Raw genomic sequence first — 15,742 nt, 5'->3', positions numbered from 1 at the left:
ATCGGCGCATCAGCTCAGCACATCAGCTCAGTACATCAGCGTGGCGAGGCGGCGACGGGCGCGCTTGAGGCGCTCGTCGGTGGGCTCGGGGATGGCGAAGTACTCGAGCAAACGCTTACGGACCGGCTCGATGTCAGCCTTGTGACCGGCGGCGAGGAAGTCCAACAGACGGTCGAAGGCGTCCTGGATCTGACCGCCGATCATATCGATGTCAGCCACGGCGAGCTGGGCCTCGACGTCATCCGGCTTGGCCGCGGCCTCGGCGCGCACCTCACGCACGTTGGCCTGACCGGAGCGGGCCAGCAGCAGCGCCTTGGCGCGTTCGCGGGCGGCGAGCGCATCGTTCGGGTCGGATTCCAGCACACGTTCGTACGCGGCGGCCGCACCGGAGTAGTCGCCCTCAGCGGCCAGACGATGGGCCTCGGCATGTTCAGGCGGCACCTGCTCGCCGTTGGCGTCGGCGCCTGCACCCGCGGACTTGGCCGCATCGGAATCCGGGTCCCCCGAGTACGGCGCGGTACCGCTCACGCCGGCTTGGGCCGCGGCCTGAATAATCTTCGGAATCACCTCGTCGCACAACTGCTTGATCTCGTCGTCGCTAGGCAGTCCCTGCAGCAGCGGCATCGGACGGCCGCCGATCAGCGCGAACAGCGCGGGCGCGCCCTGCACCTGCAGCGCCTGAGCGATGGACGGGTTGGACGCGATGTCGATACGCGACAGCTGGATCTTGCCGTCAAGAGCGTTCACCGCGTCGCCGAGCGCACGGGCCATCGGGAAGAGACGGTCGTCGGTCGGCACCCACAGGAACAGCAGAATCGGGAAGGTGGCGGAGGTCTGGACCATGGCCTGGAACGTGTTCTCGGTGGTGTCGATCACGTAGGCACCGGCCGCGGGCGCGCCGCCCGTCTGGCCCGGCTCGGCCTTCACCTGATGCTTGAGCGCCTCAAGATCGACGGCCCCCGCCAACGACACTCCGGGATGGAACTCCTGATCAGCCATGCTTGCCTCCATATATGTTCACAAATGCAAAACGGTGCTGGAACCGATTGTAGTTCCAGCACCGCGAAGAATCCGGCGAAGTTCGCACAGGGCGGCGTTCGCGCCCACGCGGCTCAGCCTACAGCGCTTCAGGTCTGCAGCGCCTCAGGCCTACAGCGCCTCGACCTTGACCGGCTGACGGTCGGCGCCCACGGCGGTCACCTGCGCGTTGTCGGCATCGGCCTTGGGGATGTACAGGGCCACGACGTTCACGTACGTCACCTGCATGGTGCTCGTGTACTTGTCGCTGTTGTATAGTGCCTTCTCGTCATCCGAGGCGGGCTGCGACTCGCGGCCGTCGCCGGCCTTACGCACCCACACCGAATTGATGCGGCCCACCACAAGTTCGCCGCCCTCGGCCGAACGCATGACCCACATCTGGTCCGGCACGGCGGTGAACGTCTGCTGCTGCGTGCCGTTGTTACGCTCCATGCCGGCCTGCACGTCGGATGCGGTCTTGGCCAGCGTCTGACGCAGCAGATCGTCGGCGAACTTGGAGGCGTACTGGCTGTTCGCGCCGTTCTGCAGCACATCGGCGTATTGGGTCAGCGCGTCCGTGGCTGTCATGACCAGCCCGGTGTCCTTGGCCGAACCCATCTTCGAGCCCAGCGTGGGGATCTCGAACTTCGGCAGCTGCGCGCCCTCGAAGAGACGGGCCATCGCCACGAGCTTGTAGTTTTGCCGCGCCGTGGCCTGATTCAGCACCAACAGTCGCTTGGACTGCTGATCCGACGTCGTGGTGGTGATAGTAAACACCGAACGCGGCCAGCCGTCGTCGGTGGGAATCACCACCTGCGCCACGTCCTTCGGAATCGCGGCGAACTTGCTCATCTGACCGGTCTTCTGGGCCACGGTGAGCTGGCTGGAACGGATCTCCAGCTGCGGGCCGGCCATCACCGAGGACAGCTGCTCGACGGACTTGGCCTGATCGGCCGCGTCGATGCCGTCAAGAATCGACAGGCGGATTTTCTTCTCCTGTGCCTCCGTGAGGTCGGGCGTGGGATTCGAGGCCGAATCGGCGACCGGAGTGGGCAGCTGTCCCTCGCAGGCGGCCAGCGGGGCCACCATCGCGACTACGGCGAGCGCCGCCACGGACAACCTGGTCAGTCGCGCGTGCATCGTATTGCGCTTGCTCATCGGCTCTCCCCCTGTCCGTCGTTCTGCGCGTCTCCGTTCGTGTTGGACTCCTGGGATTCCCGGGCCAGACGTGCGAAGTAGGCCTGGAGCTCATCGGGCGTGATCACGGAGGTCGATTCCACGTCGGCGTCTGCGGACGCGACCGAGGACCGGGATTCACGGGGGCCATCCGTGCCGTTCGTGCCGTTCGGCGCGGCGGATTGGCCGGACTCGGAGGATGCGGCCGATGCAGCCGATGCACCGGATACGCCGGTCGCATCAGACGCCGCATTGCCGGCATGTTCGGCACTCCCCGCGAGGACGGCCGCCGGCGACTCCGTGGACGCGGCGGACGCATGCTGCTGATCCGCGACCAGATTGCGGGACGCCGGGTCGATGATGACGGGCGACTGCGGACGCTCCTCAGCCACACTCTCACCCGCCGGCTTGGCACCGCGGCGATGACCGGCATGGCGGCGACGCTTGCGACCACCATTCGCGGCCGCGGCCGGATAGGACGGCGCGCCACCGGCGGCGGCACGTTCGGCGCGTTCGGCGAACGACAGCCCGGCCTCGACGATCTCATGCGCCGTCCCCTCGATGATGCGCTTGTTGCGGCGCTTGTGCGGAGGCATGGCGAACACGGAGGCGCACAGCACGGCGATGACGGCCAGCAGACCACCGGACAGATAGAACGGCATGGCGAAGTCCGGCACCTGCGAGCGCACCCAGTGCAGCTTGACCGTGGCCGCGGACGCTTCATCGCCCAGATCCACGATGGCCACGGTCGCCCCGGTGGCCTTGGTGACGTTCAATGTGGCGGACCCCTTGCCGCACTTGACGGAGGTCCACATCTCGGAGTCCTTGAAGGCGACCTCATCCTTGGCGGTGGAGCCGGCGGCTGTACCGGCAGTAGAACCGGCGGCAGAACCGGACGTGCCGGAGGAATCCGACGAATCGTCCGACGAGGACGACGAACCACCCGAGTTACCCGAACCGGCGCGTTCGACACTCAGCTCGGACCACGAGGACATACCGGTGACCCGCTGGTACGAATCCTGACCGATCCACCCGGTCACATCCTTCGCGGGCCCCAGCGCCACACATACCTGATCGCTGGAGGACTTCGACTCCGCGGTCAGCGTCGTGTTCTGGTCAAGAAGGTTGAGTACGCCGGCGTCCGTGACGATGTATTGCGTGCCGGTGACGGATGCGGACGCGGTGATCTCGGCGGACGGCTTCCACATCGTGGCATTCATAACCCCCAGCACGATGGCGGTCACCGCCAGAAGACCGAAGATGGGCGTCACCACGCCGCGCATGATCTTGGCATGACGAGTCGGACGCTTGGACTTGGCGTCTCGGTCCGGCTCTGTTGTCTGTTCTTCAGCATTCATAACGTTCCCATTCTACAATCCCCGGCTCTCGATTACCTGAGAGGGCTGAAAATCAGGGTTTGCCGGTACTGTGGTGTGTCATGCGCAAGTCTTCCATCATCAATCCCCTGACCAAGGCCGCGGCCCTTGCCTCGTCGCTGATCATGTGCGTCACGCTGGCCGCCTGCTCGTCGTCCTCTTCGTCCGATTCCTCTAAGTCCTCCTCGTCTTCCTCGTCGTCCTCCGACAGCAAGAACCAGATCGCCGGCGTGACCGCCACCGGCAAGCTCGGCGAGAAGCCGACCATCTCCTTCAAAACGCCGATGACCGTCTCCGACGGCTCCTACGTGGTGCTGCAGGAAGGCGACGGCGACGTCATCCAGGACGGCGACCGCGTGTGCGCGCAGGGCATCGCCCTCAACGTCAAGGACGGCACCGAGCTCATGGACACCTGGACCAAGAACACGCCCGACTGCTCGCTGGTGGTGAGCTCCTCGAAACTCTCCTCCACCTACTACGACCAGATCAAGGGCGCCAAGCTCAACACCACCATCGGCTTCGGTGTGAACGACCAGAACACGTCGGGCTACTCGTACATCATGGCGATGACCTTCGTCTCCAAGTCCAAGGACCTCGAAAAGGCCACCGGCGAGGAGGTCACGGACGTGCCCGTCAACCTGCCCAAGGTCACGCGCGACAAGGACGGCAAGCCTTCCGTCGATATGAACGGCCAGGGTTCGGTGGATAAGCTTGTGGCGCAGACACTCATCAAGGGCTCCGGCAAGACGCTCACCGATTCGGACACTGCCGTGGTCAAGTACACCGGCTGGCTGACGAACGGCAAGCAGTTCGACTCCTCGTGGGACAAGAACACCACGTTCGACGCCGACCTTTCGGCCAGCGGCCAGATCATCTCCGGATGGAAGCAGGGGCTGATCGGCCAGACCGTCGGCTCGCAGGTGCTGCTCGTGATTCCGCCGGATCAGGGCTACGGCGCCGATGGCTCCGGGGATACGATTCCGGGCAACTCCACGCTGGTGTTCGTCATCGACATCCTCGCGGCGTACTGATCGCGTATTGATTACGTACCAATCTCGTACCAATCTCGTACTGATCGAGTACTCACCGGTCACTCATTGGGCACGGGGCCGTTCCGGTTCCGTGCCCAATCCATCCGATTCACCGGTTCCGTAGCATCATCCTTCTGATTCATGGATTCCGTGCCCAATCCACCTGATTCACCCACAAACGGGACGAAACGTAAGTTTGCGACGATGGTCACTTACGTTTCGTCCCGTTTTGGTATGTCAAAGTGGGACGAAACATAACATAAGGTCGTCGCTGACTTACGTTTCGTCCCGTTTCCACGCCTGGAGCGATGCGAATGAGCCAAAGCTTGGCCGGGGAACGACGCTGAGACGTGCCACGGCGGTATTCAGCATTTAGCGGGAACAGGCACGGCCTGAGTCCCAGAAGACTTTCATCCCAGAAGCCTTGGTCGCAGAAGGCTTTCATCTCAAGAGGCCTTCACCCTCAGAAGAGACGGCTCAGAAGAGACGGAGGGAGTCGTCCTCGGTGCCCTTCATATCGTCATAATCAAGGATGAGGCAGGTAAAGCCACGATCCTTGGCCAGTACCTGGGCCTGCGGGGTGATGGTCTGCGCGGCGAAGATGCCGTGGACCGGGGCCAGCAGCGGATCGCGGTTGAGCAGTTCGCAGTATCGTGTCAGTTGCTCGACGCCGTCGATGCCGCCGTGACGTTTGATCTCCACCGCCACATGCTCTCCGTCGGCGTTGATGGCCATGATGTCCACGGGGCCGATGGCGGTGGGGTATTCACGACGGATCAGTTTCGCGCCCTTGCCGATGCGCTCGATCTGCTCGGCGAGATACCGCTGCAGGTGGTCTTCCACACCGTCCTTGACGAGCCCGGGATCGAGGCCGAGATCGAAGGTCTGGTCCGAATAGATGTGCTGCAGGGTCACCTCGAGCACATCCGAGCTCTTGTCAGCCGTGACGCGCAATACCTTCTCGGGGGTGGCGACATCGGTGACAGCATCAGCGCCAGCGACGTCTGCGATGTCAGCGATGACTTCAGGCACGGAATCGTCAGGTGTAGAGCCGGTGTCCGTATCGATGTCGATACCCGCATCCTCTGTAGTCGCCGAACCATCCACATCGGCGACCGACAGCTCCGGCGTGATCTCACGAATCGTGCAGGGCGCCGTCATCCAGTTGAGCGGCTTGTACGAGCCCAGTTCGGAGAAGATGAGCAGGCTGGAGTCGGCCTTGATGAGCAGCACGCGCTTGGCCAGCGGCAACGAGGCGTTGAGGCGGCCGGAGTATTCGGCCGAGCAGTCGGCAACAATGATTCGCATGGCCACCACTGTAACGGCGGCATCCAACAACCACGCGGCGATGCGTATCCGATGATGTTCCGGATGCTACGGATTTCAGGACATAGTAACGGTCTATCTCGTAATTGTTTAAGTGGCGTTGGCCCCTCTGACGGGCCGTTGCCGTGAAGCAAAAACAGCAGAGCTGTTTGCAGGCAACGTGCGAGCCGATAAGCGAACCAGCGTGCCGCGCACGCAATGCGTCCTTAATTGCAGGACGGGCTGGCAGCGGAGCTGACTGGAGAGAGACAGGGAATGCAGTGCTCAATGATTAGTGAGACGGACCAGTAGGTAGTGATCTGTGCGGCCCGCGCGGTCGGTCCGTGCAGTCTGTGCAGTCCGCCTGTACGGCCCGTACGGCCATAGAGACAGCAAAAGGCTCCCTCCGGATAATCCGAAGGGAGCCTTGAAGGATTGCCTACAGCACCCGGTTCCAACGCCCATAACAGACCGAAGCATCCGGCTCCAGCCTGTTATGGGCGGCGGCCCTGACCCGATAAGGGCCAATCAGGCCTCAGACTTCAGGCCTCATGCCGCATCCGGCCCGGAGTACTGCACGTCGTGGCCGCGTTCGACCGCCACGGTGAGCTTGTTCGAGTCGAAGGAGATGAATCCATCGGTCACCTCGAACATATGGCGATCGCCATCGGGCTCGACCACGGTGAGCGTACCCTGCTTGATCACCGTGAGCACCGGCTCATGGCTCGGCAGGATGCCCATGCCGCCTTCGGAGGCGGGAATGGTCACGCTGGTGGCCTCGCCGTGCCATACGGGATGGTCGGCGGCGACGATGTTCACCTTCATCGTGGTCTTTTCCGATTCAGCCATCACTCACCCAGTTCCTTCTGCATGTTGTGCCACTTCTCCTCGAGGTCGTCGATGCCGCCGATGCCGGAGAACGCCTGCTCAGGAACGTCGTCATACACGCCGTCGCAGATGCGGGTGAAGGCCTCGATGGTCTCGTCGGCCGGCACGTAGGAACCCGGACGACCAGTGAACTTCTCGGCCACGTAGAAGTTCTGGCCGAGGAACTGCTCGATGCGACGAGCACGGTTCACGGTGGTCTTGTCCTCCTCGGAGAGCTCGTCGATACCGATCAGGGCGATGATGTCCTGCAGCTCCTTGTTACGCTGCAGAATCGCCTTGACGCGGTTGGCGCACTCGTAGTGGGCCTGACCCACGTAACGCGGATCGAGGATTCGCGAGGTGGAGCTCAGCGGGTCCACTGCCGGGTAGATGCCCTTGGATGCGATGTCACGCGAAAGCTCGGTGGTGGCGTCGAGGTGGGCGAAGGTCGTAGCCGGGGCCGGGTCGGTGTAATCATCGGCCGGCACGTAGATGGCCTGCAGCGAGGTGATGGAGTGGCCTCGCGTGGAGGTGATGCGCTCCTGCAGAGCACCCATCTCATCGGCCAGGTTCGGCTGGTAACCCACGGCGGAAGGCATACGGCCCAGCAGCGTGGACACCTCGGAACCGGCCTGCGTGAAGCGGAAGATGTTGTCGATGAACAGCAGCACGTCCTGGTTCTGCACGTCACGGAAGTACTCGGCCATGGTCAGTGCGGTCAGCGGCACGCGCAGACGGGTACCCGGCTGCTCATCCATCTGGCCGAAGACCAGGGCGGTCTTCTCAAGCACGCCGGCCTCGTCCATCTCGCCGATCAGATCGTTACCCTCACGGGTACGCTCACCAACGCCGGCGAACACGGACACACCGCCGTGGTTCTGCGCCACACGCTGAATCATCTCCTGAATCAGCACGGTCTTGCCCACGCCTGCACCACCGAACAGACCGATCTTGCCGCCCTGCACGTACGGGGTCAGCAAGTCAATCACCTTGATGCCCGTCTCGAACATCTGGGTCTTGGACTCCAGCTGATCGAAGGCCGGCGGGTTGCGGTGGATAGGCCAGCGCTCGGTGACGGTGATCTTCTCATCCGGCTTCTTGTTGAGGATGTTGCCGGACACGTCGAAGACGTGACCCTTGGTCACATCGCCGACCGGCACGGAGATCGGGGCGCCGGTGTCGTACACGGCGGCGCCGCGCACCAGGCCATCGGTCGGCTTCAACGCCACGCAGCGCACGGTGGAGTCGCCAAGGTGCTGTTCGACCTCGAGGGTGATCTCGGTCGACTTGGCCTCGCCTTCCTCCTTGGCGCCCGTGTTGACGATGGTCACATGAAGGGCGTTGTAGATGTCGGGCATATGGCCGACCGGGAACTCAACGTCGATAACCGAACCCTGGACTCGGGTGACGCGACCGTGAATCGGCTCGCCGTTGGTCTCGGAAGCCACAGTGGTCTGATTCTCAGCCATAGTGCTTTCCTACTCTTCCTTTGTGTTCAGCGCGTCCGCGCTGCCGATGATTTCGGTAAGTTCCTGAGTGATCGAGGCCTGACGCGAAGCGTTGAGCTTGCGGGTGAGGTCATCGACCAGATTGCGTGCGTTGTCCGTTGCCGTGTGCATGGCGTTCTGACGGCTTGCGGTCTCGGAGGCCGCGGCGGTCAGCAGGCATTCGTGGATGCGGGACTGGACGTACTTCGGCAGAATGGCATCCAGCACCTCTTCCAAGCTCGGCTCGAAGGCGTACAGCGGGGAGACATCCTCCGCCGCCGGCTCGTTCTCCGGGTCCGGGACCTTGGCCTCGTTCTCGACAATCTCCACGGGCAGCATGCGCAGCACGCGCACCTTCTGGACCACCATGTTGATGAACTCGGTGTAGACGATGTAGAGCTCGGAGACTCCACCCTTCTCCGCCGGCTTCATGTAGGCGTCCATCAGCGTCTTGGAGATGGTCTCAGCGATTTCCACGCCGGGCTGATCGGTGTCGCCCTCCCATGTGGCCGCGACGTCGCGGTTGCGGTACTTGTAGTACGTCGAACCACGACGCCCGTACACGAACAGCTCCGGCTGCTTGCCTTCGGCCTCAAGGCGGGCCAGCAGCGACTCCGTTTCACGGATGATCGAAGAGGTGTACGGGCCGGCCATGCCACGATCCGAGGTGAGGGCGAGAACAGCCACGCGCGGGTTGTTCTCGTCCTTCACCGCAATCGGATGCGTGATATGGGTATGCGCCACCAACGCTTGCACGGCATCGAAAATCGCATCGGTGTACGGCTTCGCGTTCAGGGCCACGTCACGGGCCTTGGCGATGTGCGAAGACGCGATCATCTCCTGGGCGTTGAAGATCTTCTCCAACGACTCGGTGGAGTGGATGCGTGATTTCAATGCGAGTTGCGAGCCCATGGCTTACTTCTCTCCCGCCACGATCTTTTCCTGATCGACCGGAGCGGCCTTCGAGATGTCAGGCTTCTTCTCGACCAGCGGCTTGCCGGCGGAGGTGACGAAGGTGGCACGGAAGGCGTCCACGGCCTTGGCGAGGGCAGCCTCGGTGTCGGCAGTGAAGTCCTCGGTCTCACGGATGGTCTTGAGGATATCGGTGTTGTGGTCGAGGTAGTCCAGCAGACCCTGCTCGAACGGAAGCACATCGGCCAGCTCGAGGTCATCGAGCTTGCCGTGGGTGCCGGTCCAGACGGACACGACTTCCTGCTCCATGGAGTACGGGTGGAACTGCGGCTGCTTCAACAGCTCGGTCAGGTGAGCACCACGGGTCAGCTGGGCCTTGGACGCCGCATCCAGATCGGAGGCGAACATGGCGAAGGATTCCAGCGAGCGGTACTGCGCCAGGGAGATCTTCAGCGTGCCGGAGACCTTCTTGAGCGCCTTGGTCTGTGCGGCGCCACCGACTCGGGAGACGGAGATACCGACGTCCACGGCAGGACGCTGGTTGGCGTTGAACAGATCGGACTGCAGGAAGATCTGACCGTCGGTGATGGAGATCACGTTGGTCGGGATGTAGGCGGACACGTCGTTCGCCTTCGTCTCGACGATCGGCAGACCCGTCATCGAGCCGCCGCCGAGATCATCGGAGACCTTGGCGCAGCGTTCGAGCAGACGGGAGTGCAGGTAGAACACATCACCCGGGTAGGCCTCGCGCCCCGGCGGGCGACGGAGCAGCAGCGAGATCGAACGGTAGGCTTCGGCCTGCTTCGACAGGTCGTCGAAGACGATGAGCACATGCTTGCCGTTGTACATCCAGTGCTGGCCGATGGCCGAGCCGGTGTACGGGGCGATGTACTTGAAGCCAGCGGAATCGGAAGCCGGGGAGGCCACGATGGTGGTGTACTCCATGGCGCCGGCGTCCTCGAGGCTCTGCTTCACCGAGGCGATGGTGGAGCCCTTCTGGCCCACGGCCACGTAGATGCAGCGCACCTGCTTCTTCGGGTCGCCGGATTCCCAGTTGGCCTTCTGGTTGATGATGGTATCGATCGCGATGGCGGTCTTACCGGTCTGGCGGTCGCCGATGATGAGCTGGCGCTGGCCGCGACCGATCGGGGTCATCGCGTCGATGGCCTTGAGGCCGGTGGACAGCGGTTCGTCGACCGGATGGCGGTGCATCACGTCCGGAGCCTGGGCTTCGAGGATGCGGCGGCCTTCGCTCTTGATCTCGCCGAGGCCGTCGATCGGCTTGCCCAGCGGGTCCACGACGCGGCCGAGGTAGCCATCGCCGACAGGCACGGAGAGCACTTCGCCGGTGCGGCGCACTTCCTGGCCTTCCTCGATTCCAGCGAAATCGCCGAGAATCACCACGCCGATTTCACGGGCGTCAAGGTTGAACGCCAGGCCGAGCGTGCCGTCTTCGAACGTCAGCAGCTCATTGGCCATGCAACCAGGCAACCCCGTCACGTGGGCAATGCCATCACCGGCCGTGGCGACATATCCCACTTCCTGGGTGGGGGTGTCGCTCGGCTGGTAGGACGACACGAAGTCGTCCAAGGCCTTGCGAATCGAGGCGGGATCGATGGTCAGTTCTGCCATGATCACTCCTTCTATTGGTTATTGTTCAGTCAAGTCTTTGCTTGTGTTCCGCTGAGTGGCGTCGCGTCCGTCGTTGTTTGCGGCGGGAGCGCGAGGGGTGCCGCCCAGTTAGTTGCTGCCCGCTTTCACGGTGCGGTTGAGGTTCTGCAGCTGCGCGACCACGGTGTTGTCCGTGACCTCGTCGCCCACCTGAATGCGCATGCCGCCCAGCACGCTCGGATCCACCACCGAATTGATGTGGACCGGGCGTCCGGCCTTCGCCGAATAGATGTCGGTCAAGCGCTTGACCTGTTCATTCGTCAGCGGGGTGGCGGTGGTCACGGTGACCATCGATTCGCCCATGTGACGGGAGAACTTGTTGATCAGCCACTGGATGGTCTCCAGATAACGGCGGCGGCGCAGATTGCAGGTCGCGTGCTCGGCAAGTCGCATGGTGATCTTGTTCAGGCCCTTGCCGTCGAAGACCTCGCGGAACAGCTTCACGCGGGCCTCGCTGGTGGCCTGATCGTCATACAGCTTGGCGCGCACGACCGGCAGGGTGAGCAGCGCGGAGTGCAGCTGGGAGAGCTCGATGGACACCTGCAGCGTGGCATCGGTGGCGTCGGCGTAGTACATCATGGCGTCCACACCGAAGTCCTCCACCGCGTTGGCGATGTCTCGGGCGCGGCTCCAACGACGGGAGACCAAATCGGTCATGATCTCGACGGTCATCGGATGGGCGTTGCCCTGGAACAGTTCGTTGAGGACCGCGACCTTGTCGGCCACGGGCCTGGAGGGATCCGTCAGTGCGCGTTCCAACGAGATGTTGCGATCGAGCACACCGGTGATCTTGAACAGTTCGTTGCCGATTCGCCATGCATCCTCACGGGTGTCACGCAGCTTCGGGGCCAGCGAGTCACGCGACTCGCGGTCTGCAATACGGGATGCCTCTCCTCGCATGGTCACCTCCCTTTCTGGTTACGAATGTTCCTGACGACGTTCACGGTCACTTCTTGGCGTCCAGATCGCTGATCATGGCGTCAATCATCGAAGACTGCACGTCGCTGTCCTGCAGCTTGGCTCCCAGGATCTTGCCGGCCAGCGCGGTGGCAAGCGCACCGACCTCGCCCTTGAGCGAGACCATGGCCTGCTGCTGCTGGGATTCCAGCGAACGCTGGGCGTTGGCGGTGATCTGGGCCGCCTCGGCCTCGGCGCGCACGCGGGCGTCAGCGACGATGTGGGAGGCCTCGGCGCGGGCGTCGTCACGAATCTTGGCGGCTTCCACGCGGGCGTTGCTCAGCTGGGCCTCGTACTTGGCCTTGGCCTCGGCCGCGTCCTTCTGGTCCTGCTGTGCCTTGGCGATGCCGCCCTCGATCTTGGCGGTACGCTCATCGAACACGGCCTGGAACTTCGGCATGAAGAACTTGTAGAAGAACACCGCGATGATCGCCAGAATGATCAGCGACCAAACGATGTCGTAGACCTTGGGGATGAACAGGGCGATGCCGCCCTCTTCAGCGAAAGTCATTATCGTTCTCCTTTCTTTGCTTCGCTTCCGTTGATTGCGTTATCCCGGCTGCCGTGCGGTCCGGCGCTTCCGTCCTGAGTCTTAGCGTCCATTGCGGTGTCGCGGGCTGTGGCTTGAATCCACGATTCCGCGCGTCCCGATTGACCTAAGACGCGTCAGCGCGGCCTCAATACGGCGGCACGGGCCTCAATCACTGGAAGATGAAGCCGGCGACCAGACCGAGGAGGGCCAGAATCTCGACGAAGGCCAGACCCAGGAACATCAGGGTCTGCAGACGGCCGCCGAGCTCAGGCTGGCGAGCGGTGCCTTCGATGGTCTTACCGATCAGGATGCCCAGACCAATGCCAGGGCCGATGGCGGCAAGGCCGTAACCGATTGCGTTGAGATTACCAGCGACCTCAGCGAGGGTGATGATATCCATGGGTTGTTCCTTTCTGGTTTTTCTTCGATACGAAGGAAATCTTGGAATGATTGGGAAGGGAAGTCTTGTTGTGTTGCGCGGGTACCGCCGCGTCTTCCGGCTACCGGGTGGCCGGCGGTACGGGCTTATGGGAGTTCGGGGACCGGCCGGTGCCGATCACTCCGCCTCCGGGTAGCTCATGTTGATGTATGCGGTGGTCAGCATGGCGAAGATGAAGGCTTGCAGCGCGGCGACCATGATCTCGAAGAGCGTCATGATCAGGCCGGCGGCCAGCGTGCCAACGCCAAGGATGGACCATAGCTTGTTCGGAATCTCGATGAGGAACCACTGCGTGGCTGCGAGGCAGACGGCCACGGTGATGTGGCCGGCGACCATGTTGGCGAAGAGTCGCAGAGTCAGGGAGACCGGGCGAATCACCAACAGCTCGAGAATCTGAATCGGCGTGAGCAGGATGTAAATCGGGACCGGCACGCCCTTCGGGAACAGCTCGTCCTTCAGGAAGCCGCCGAGGCCCTTCTCACGGATGCCGGCGATCCAGTACTGGCAGAAGCACCAGCCGGCGAACACCAGCGGCATCGTGATCGTGGCGGTGGCGGCGATATTGAAACCGGGGATGATGCCGCACAGGTTGAACACCAGAATGGTGAAGAACATCGTGGTGATCATCGGCAGATAGCGACGGCCACGTTCACGGCCCATCACCTGATAGACGATCTGATCGCGCACGAACTCGATCACCCATTCGATGGCACCCTGCCAACGGCCGGGAATCAGCTTGGCGCGCGCTGCGGAAATCCCCAGAATGATCAGCATGATAACCGTGGCGATGACGCGCACCATGATGATGCGGTCCATCGCGAAGGGAGTCCCGGGGAAAATGATTTCAGGAAGAAGGAAATCATTGACGGTCGGGAAATCCGGCCCATCAGCGGCCAAGGCCAGCCCGTTCACAAGGGCTTCGTTCATTCTCTCGCCTCCTGCTTCTTCAATGTCAGGTGTCAGTTTAGACCAGCGAAAACGGCGAATGTGACGCAGCGGTTACTTTCGTCTTCCGCTTCGGGGTCTGCTAAGCGGGGACTGGGAGTCGGCGCTGGGCATTCGACTCCGAATGACTGAGAGAGATTATTTGCCTGTGACCGGACAAAGCGGCGACGGCTTTGGCGTGTCGCCCGGGAGCCCTACTGCCATAAGGGTTTTACGACTTGGCAATTTGCCATTGCGCTATTCGACAGTTCCACTTGGAGTGACGTATTTCGCTCATTTCATTGTCCGAATCGTGGACATTATGGCGTCCGGACAGCGAACGGCGTGACCATCTCGCGGACAGTCGCGGACTTGTTCGCTGGAAGGTGCGGACTTGTTCGCCGGCAGTCAGCCGCCCATACGGACGCCGCCCGAACCTCAAATGAGGCCGGCGCCGGTACACGTCCTCGTTCGCCATCTCGCGAGGGGTAGTTGCGGCGCGTGGAACAGTCGCATTGATACGTTTGTGCGTCACACGGACAGGCAAGCCATCAAAGCATTGCTTTTCTGGAAACCCATAAAGCGACGCCGGCGCCGGCATCACTCCCCGCGAATCACCCCATAGCCGTCATGCAGGAACGGACCGAAGCCGTCGTTGCGCGGACTGCCCGGCTCATGACGAATCGAGCGGTCGGTACCGAGCTTCTTCTCGGCGCGCAGCTGCGGCACCTCCGAGAGGTCATAGGGCGTGGTCTGGTAGACCCAGTTGAGCCAGTTGCGCCACAGCAGGTTGCCGTGGGCGCGCCAGCTGAACAGCGGCTCGAGCGTGGGGTCGTCATGCGGGAAGTAGTTCTTCGGGAACGGCACATTGGTCAGCCCCTTGGCCATATCACGCTCGTACTCCTCGGCGAGCGTGTACTTGCCGTATTCCCAATGGCCGAGGGCGAACACCTCGGAGAAGTCGCGGGTCGCAATCAGACCGGGACCGGACTTCGGCCCCCAAGTGAGCACCTGAAGATCATGCTTCAGCGCGACATCAGCCTCATTCACGCCGGCCAGACGCGAGTGCGGCTGAAGGGCGATCTCGTCGAAGCCGTTGGTCAGGAAGCAGTACTCGTCCTGCAGATACTGCGGGAAGACGCCGAAGATCTTCTGCGGATAATCGACCTTGCGCACGCCGTAACGGTAATAGAGCGCGCCCATGGCGCCCCAGCAGAGGTACATGGTGGAGAACACATGGGAGGACGCCCAGTCGAGGATGGTCTTGAATTCGTCCCAGTAATCCACCTCCTCGAAGGCGAGGTGCTCGACCGGCGCGCCGGTGACCACGAAACCGTCGTAGTAGTTGTCCTTGAAGGCGTCGAGCGTCTCGTAGAACTTGACCAGATGATCGGCGGATACGTGCGTGCTCTCGTGCGTGGAGGTCTTCATGAAGTCGACCTCGACCTGCAGCGGGCTCTTCGAGATGAGACGCAGCAGCTGGGTCTCGGTCTCGATCTTCTTGGGCATCAGATTCAGGATCACCAGCTTGAGCGGGCGGACACGCTGACGCTCCGCCTCGGGCTTCTCGAGGGCAAAGATGCGCTCCGAATCGAGGATGTCTCGGGCCGGCAGGCCGCTGGGGATCTTGATAGGCATGTCTTCATTATGGCCGCTCCGCGGATATGTCGCATGCATAGGGGTTGCGTTCGGCATATATAGGGGTCATAGATTCGCGTTATGGCGCGCTATGGAACGCGATGCGGGCGCCATGATGCGCTACGGCGTTGCTACGACGGTATGGTGCACGATGCGTTCGGAACCTCCAGGGCCGCGGCATTGCATGAGGAGCCATCGGACTCGATGCATTCGGAGATGTCTTGCGCCGCTCCCTCTCGCGTCTCGCTTCACGCCATCGGACTCGACGCATTCGGAGCCACCAAGGAACATCACTCCGACTCCGCGCCGGATAATCAGCCATGCACGACCCGCACGCACAAAAGCTACCGGCCTGCCCAAAGGCGACACGCCGTGAATTGACTTTCGCAAGTCCCTGAGTAAATTAGATA

General features: G+C 62.5%; 14 protein-coding genes. 1 reads left to right on the top strand and 13 read right to left on the bottom strand.

Translation table 11 applies throughout. The features are described from left to right. Positions 1–27: 27 nt before the first annotated feature. The 3 genes from BMYO_RS00565 to BMYO_RS00555 all read right to left on the bottom strand — a co-directional run bounded on the left by BMYO_RS00565 (position 28) and on the right by BMYO_RS00555 (position 3,551). Entirely contained in the window at positions 28–999 is a 972-nt protein-coding gene (locus BMYO_RS00565) for a tetratricopeptide repeat protein (RefSeq protein ID WP_094666664.1), read from the bottom strand. A gap of 150 nt (positions 1,000–1,149) precedes the next feature. After that, entirely contained in the window at positions 1,150–2,157 is a 1,008-nt protein-coding gene (locus BMYO_RS00560) for a DUF8094 domain-containing protein (protein ID WP_094666789.1), read from the bottom strand. 14 nt (positions 2,158–2,171) lie between these two features. Continuing rightward, positions 2,172–3,551, bottom strand: coding sequence for a hypothetical protein (locus BMYO_RS00555; protein ID WP_143249075.1), 1,380 nt, complete (start codon positions 3,549–3,551; stop codon positions 2,172–2,174). 80 nt (positions 3,552–3,631) lie between these two features. On the opposite strand from BMYO_RS00555, the gene BMYO_RS00550 reads away from it, so the two are divergent. After that, a complete protein-coding gene (locus BMYO_RS00550) occupies positions 3,632–4,600 on the top strand; it encodes an FKBP-type peptidyl-prolyl cis-trans isomerase (protein WP_094666663.1) in 969 nt (322 codons plus the stop codon). 477 nt (positions 4,601–5,077) lie between these two features. Here the strand turns inward: BMYO_RS00550 and nucS are convergent, their stop codons facing one another. The 10 genes from nucS to BMYO_RS00500 form a co-directional block, all read right to left on the bottom strand. Continuing rightward, positions 5,078–5,908 carry an endonuclease NucS gene (gene nucS, locus BMYO_RS00545; protein ID WP_094666787.1) on the bottom strand — a complete coding sequence of 277 codons (831 nt, stop codon included), beginning with the start codon at positions 5,906–5,908 and terminating at the stop codon, positions 5,078–5,080. A gap of 546 nt (positions 5,909–6,454) precedes the next feature. Continuing rightward, positions 6,455–6,754 (bottom strand): F0F1 ATP synthase subunit epsilon, encoded by a 300-nt coding sequence (locus tag BMYO_RS00540; protein WP_094666662.1) that lies wholly within the window; start codon positions 6,752–6,754, stop codon positions 6,455–6,457. Continuing rightward, positions 6,754–8,241 carry a F0F1 ATP synthase subunit beta gene (gene atpD / locus BMYO_RS00535; protein ID WP_094666661.1) on the bottom strand — a complete coding sequence of 496 codons (1,488 nt, stop codon included), beginning with the start codon at positions 8,239–8,241 and terminating at the stop codon, positions 6,754–6,756. Before atpD ends, BMYO_RS00540 begins: the two co-directional genes overlap by 1 nt. Before the next feature lie 9 nt (positions 8,242–8,250). Next, a complete protein-coding gene (locus BMYO_RS00530; RefSeq protein WP_094666660.1) occupies positions 8,251–9,171 on the bottom strand; it encodes a F0F1 ATP synthase subunit gamma in 921 nt (306 codons plus the stop codon). 3 nt (positions 9,172–9,174) lie between these two features. Further along, positions 9,175–10,803 (bottom strand): F0F1 ATP synthase subunit alpha, encoded by a 1,629-nt coding sequence (gene atpA / locus BMYO_RS00525; RefSeq protein WP_094666659.1) that lies wholly within the window; start codon positions 10,801–10,803, stop codon positions 9,175–9,177. Positions 10,804–10,911: 108 nt separating this feature from the next. Further along, entirely contained in the window at positions 10,912–11,742 is an 831-nt protein-coding gene (locus BMYO_RS00520) for a F0F1 ATP synthase subunit delta (RefSeq protein ID WP_094666658.1), read from the bottom strand. 46 nt (positions 11,743–11,788) lie between these two features. After that, a complete protein-coding gene (locus tag BMYO_RS00515; protein ID WP_094666657.1) occupies positions 11,789–12,310 on the bottom strand; it encodes a F0F1 ATP synthase subunit B in 522 nt (173 codons plus the stop codon). A gap of 190 nt (positions 12,311–12,500) precedes the next feature. Continuing rightward, entirely contained in the window at positions 12,501–12,731 is a 231-nt protein-coding gene (gene atpE, locus BMYO_RS00510; RefSeq protein WP_033890625.1) for an ATP synthase F0 subunit C, read from the bottom strand. Between the two features lie 156 nt (positions 12,732–12,887). Then, the gene (atpB, locus tag BMYO_RS00505) at positions 12,888–13,697 is read right to left on the bottom strand and encodes a F0F1 ATP synthase subunit A (RefSeq protein ID WP_094666656.1); all 810 of its coding nucleotides are present in this window, start codon (positions 13,695–13,697) and stop codon (positions 12,888–12,890) included. A gap of 597 nt (positions 13,698–14,294) precedes the next feature. Continuing rightward, complete coding sequence (locus BMYO_RS00500) at positions 14,295–15,332, bottom strand: homoserine O-succinyltransferase (RefSeq protein ID WP_094666655.1); 1,038 nt, start codon at positions 15,330–15,332, stop codon at positions 14,295–14,297. Positions 15,333–15,742: the final 410 nt, after the last annotated feature.

Source organism: Bifidobacterium myosotis (assembly GCF_002259745.1).
Taxonomy (GTDB): Bacteria; Actinomycetota; Actinomycetes; order Actinomycetales; family Bifidobacteriaceae; genus Bifidobacterium; species Bifidobacterium myosotis.
The sequence above is the reverse complement of the archived record's forward strand: the minus strand, read 5'-3'. Positions and strand labels throughout refer to the sequence as shown.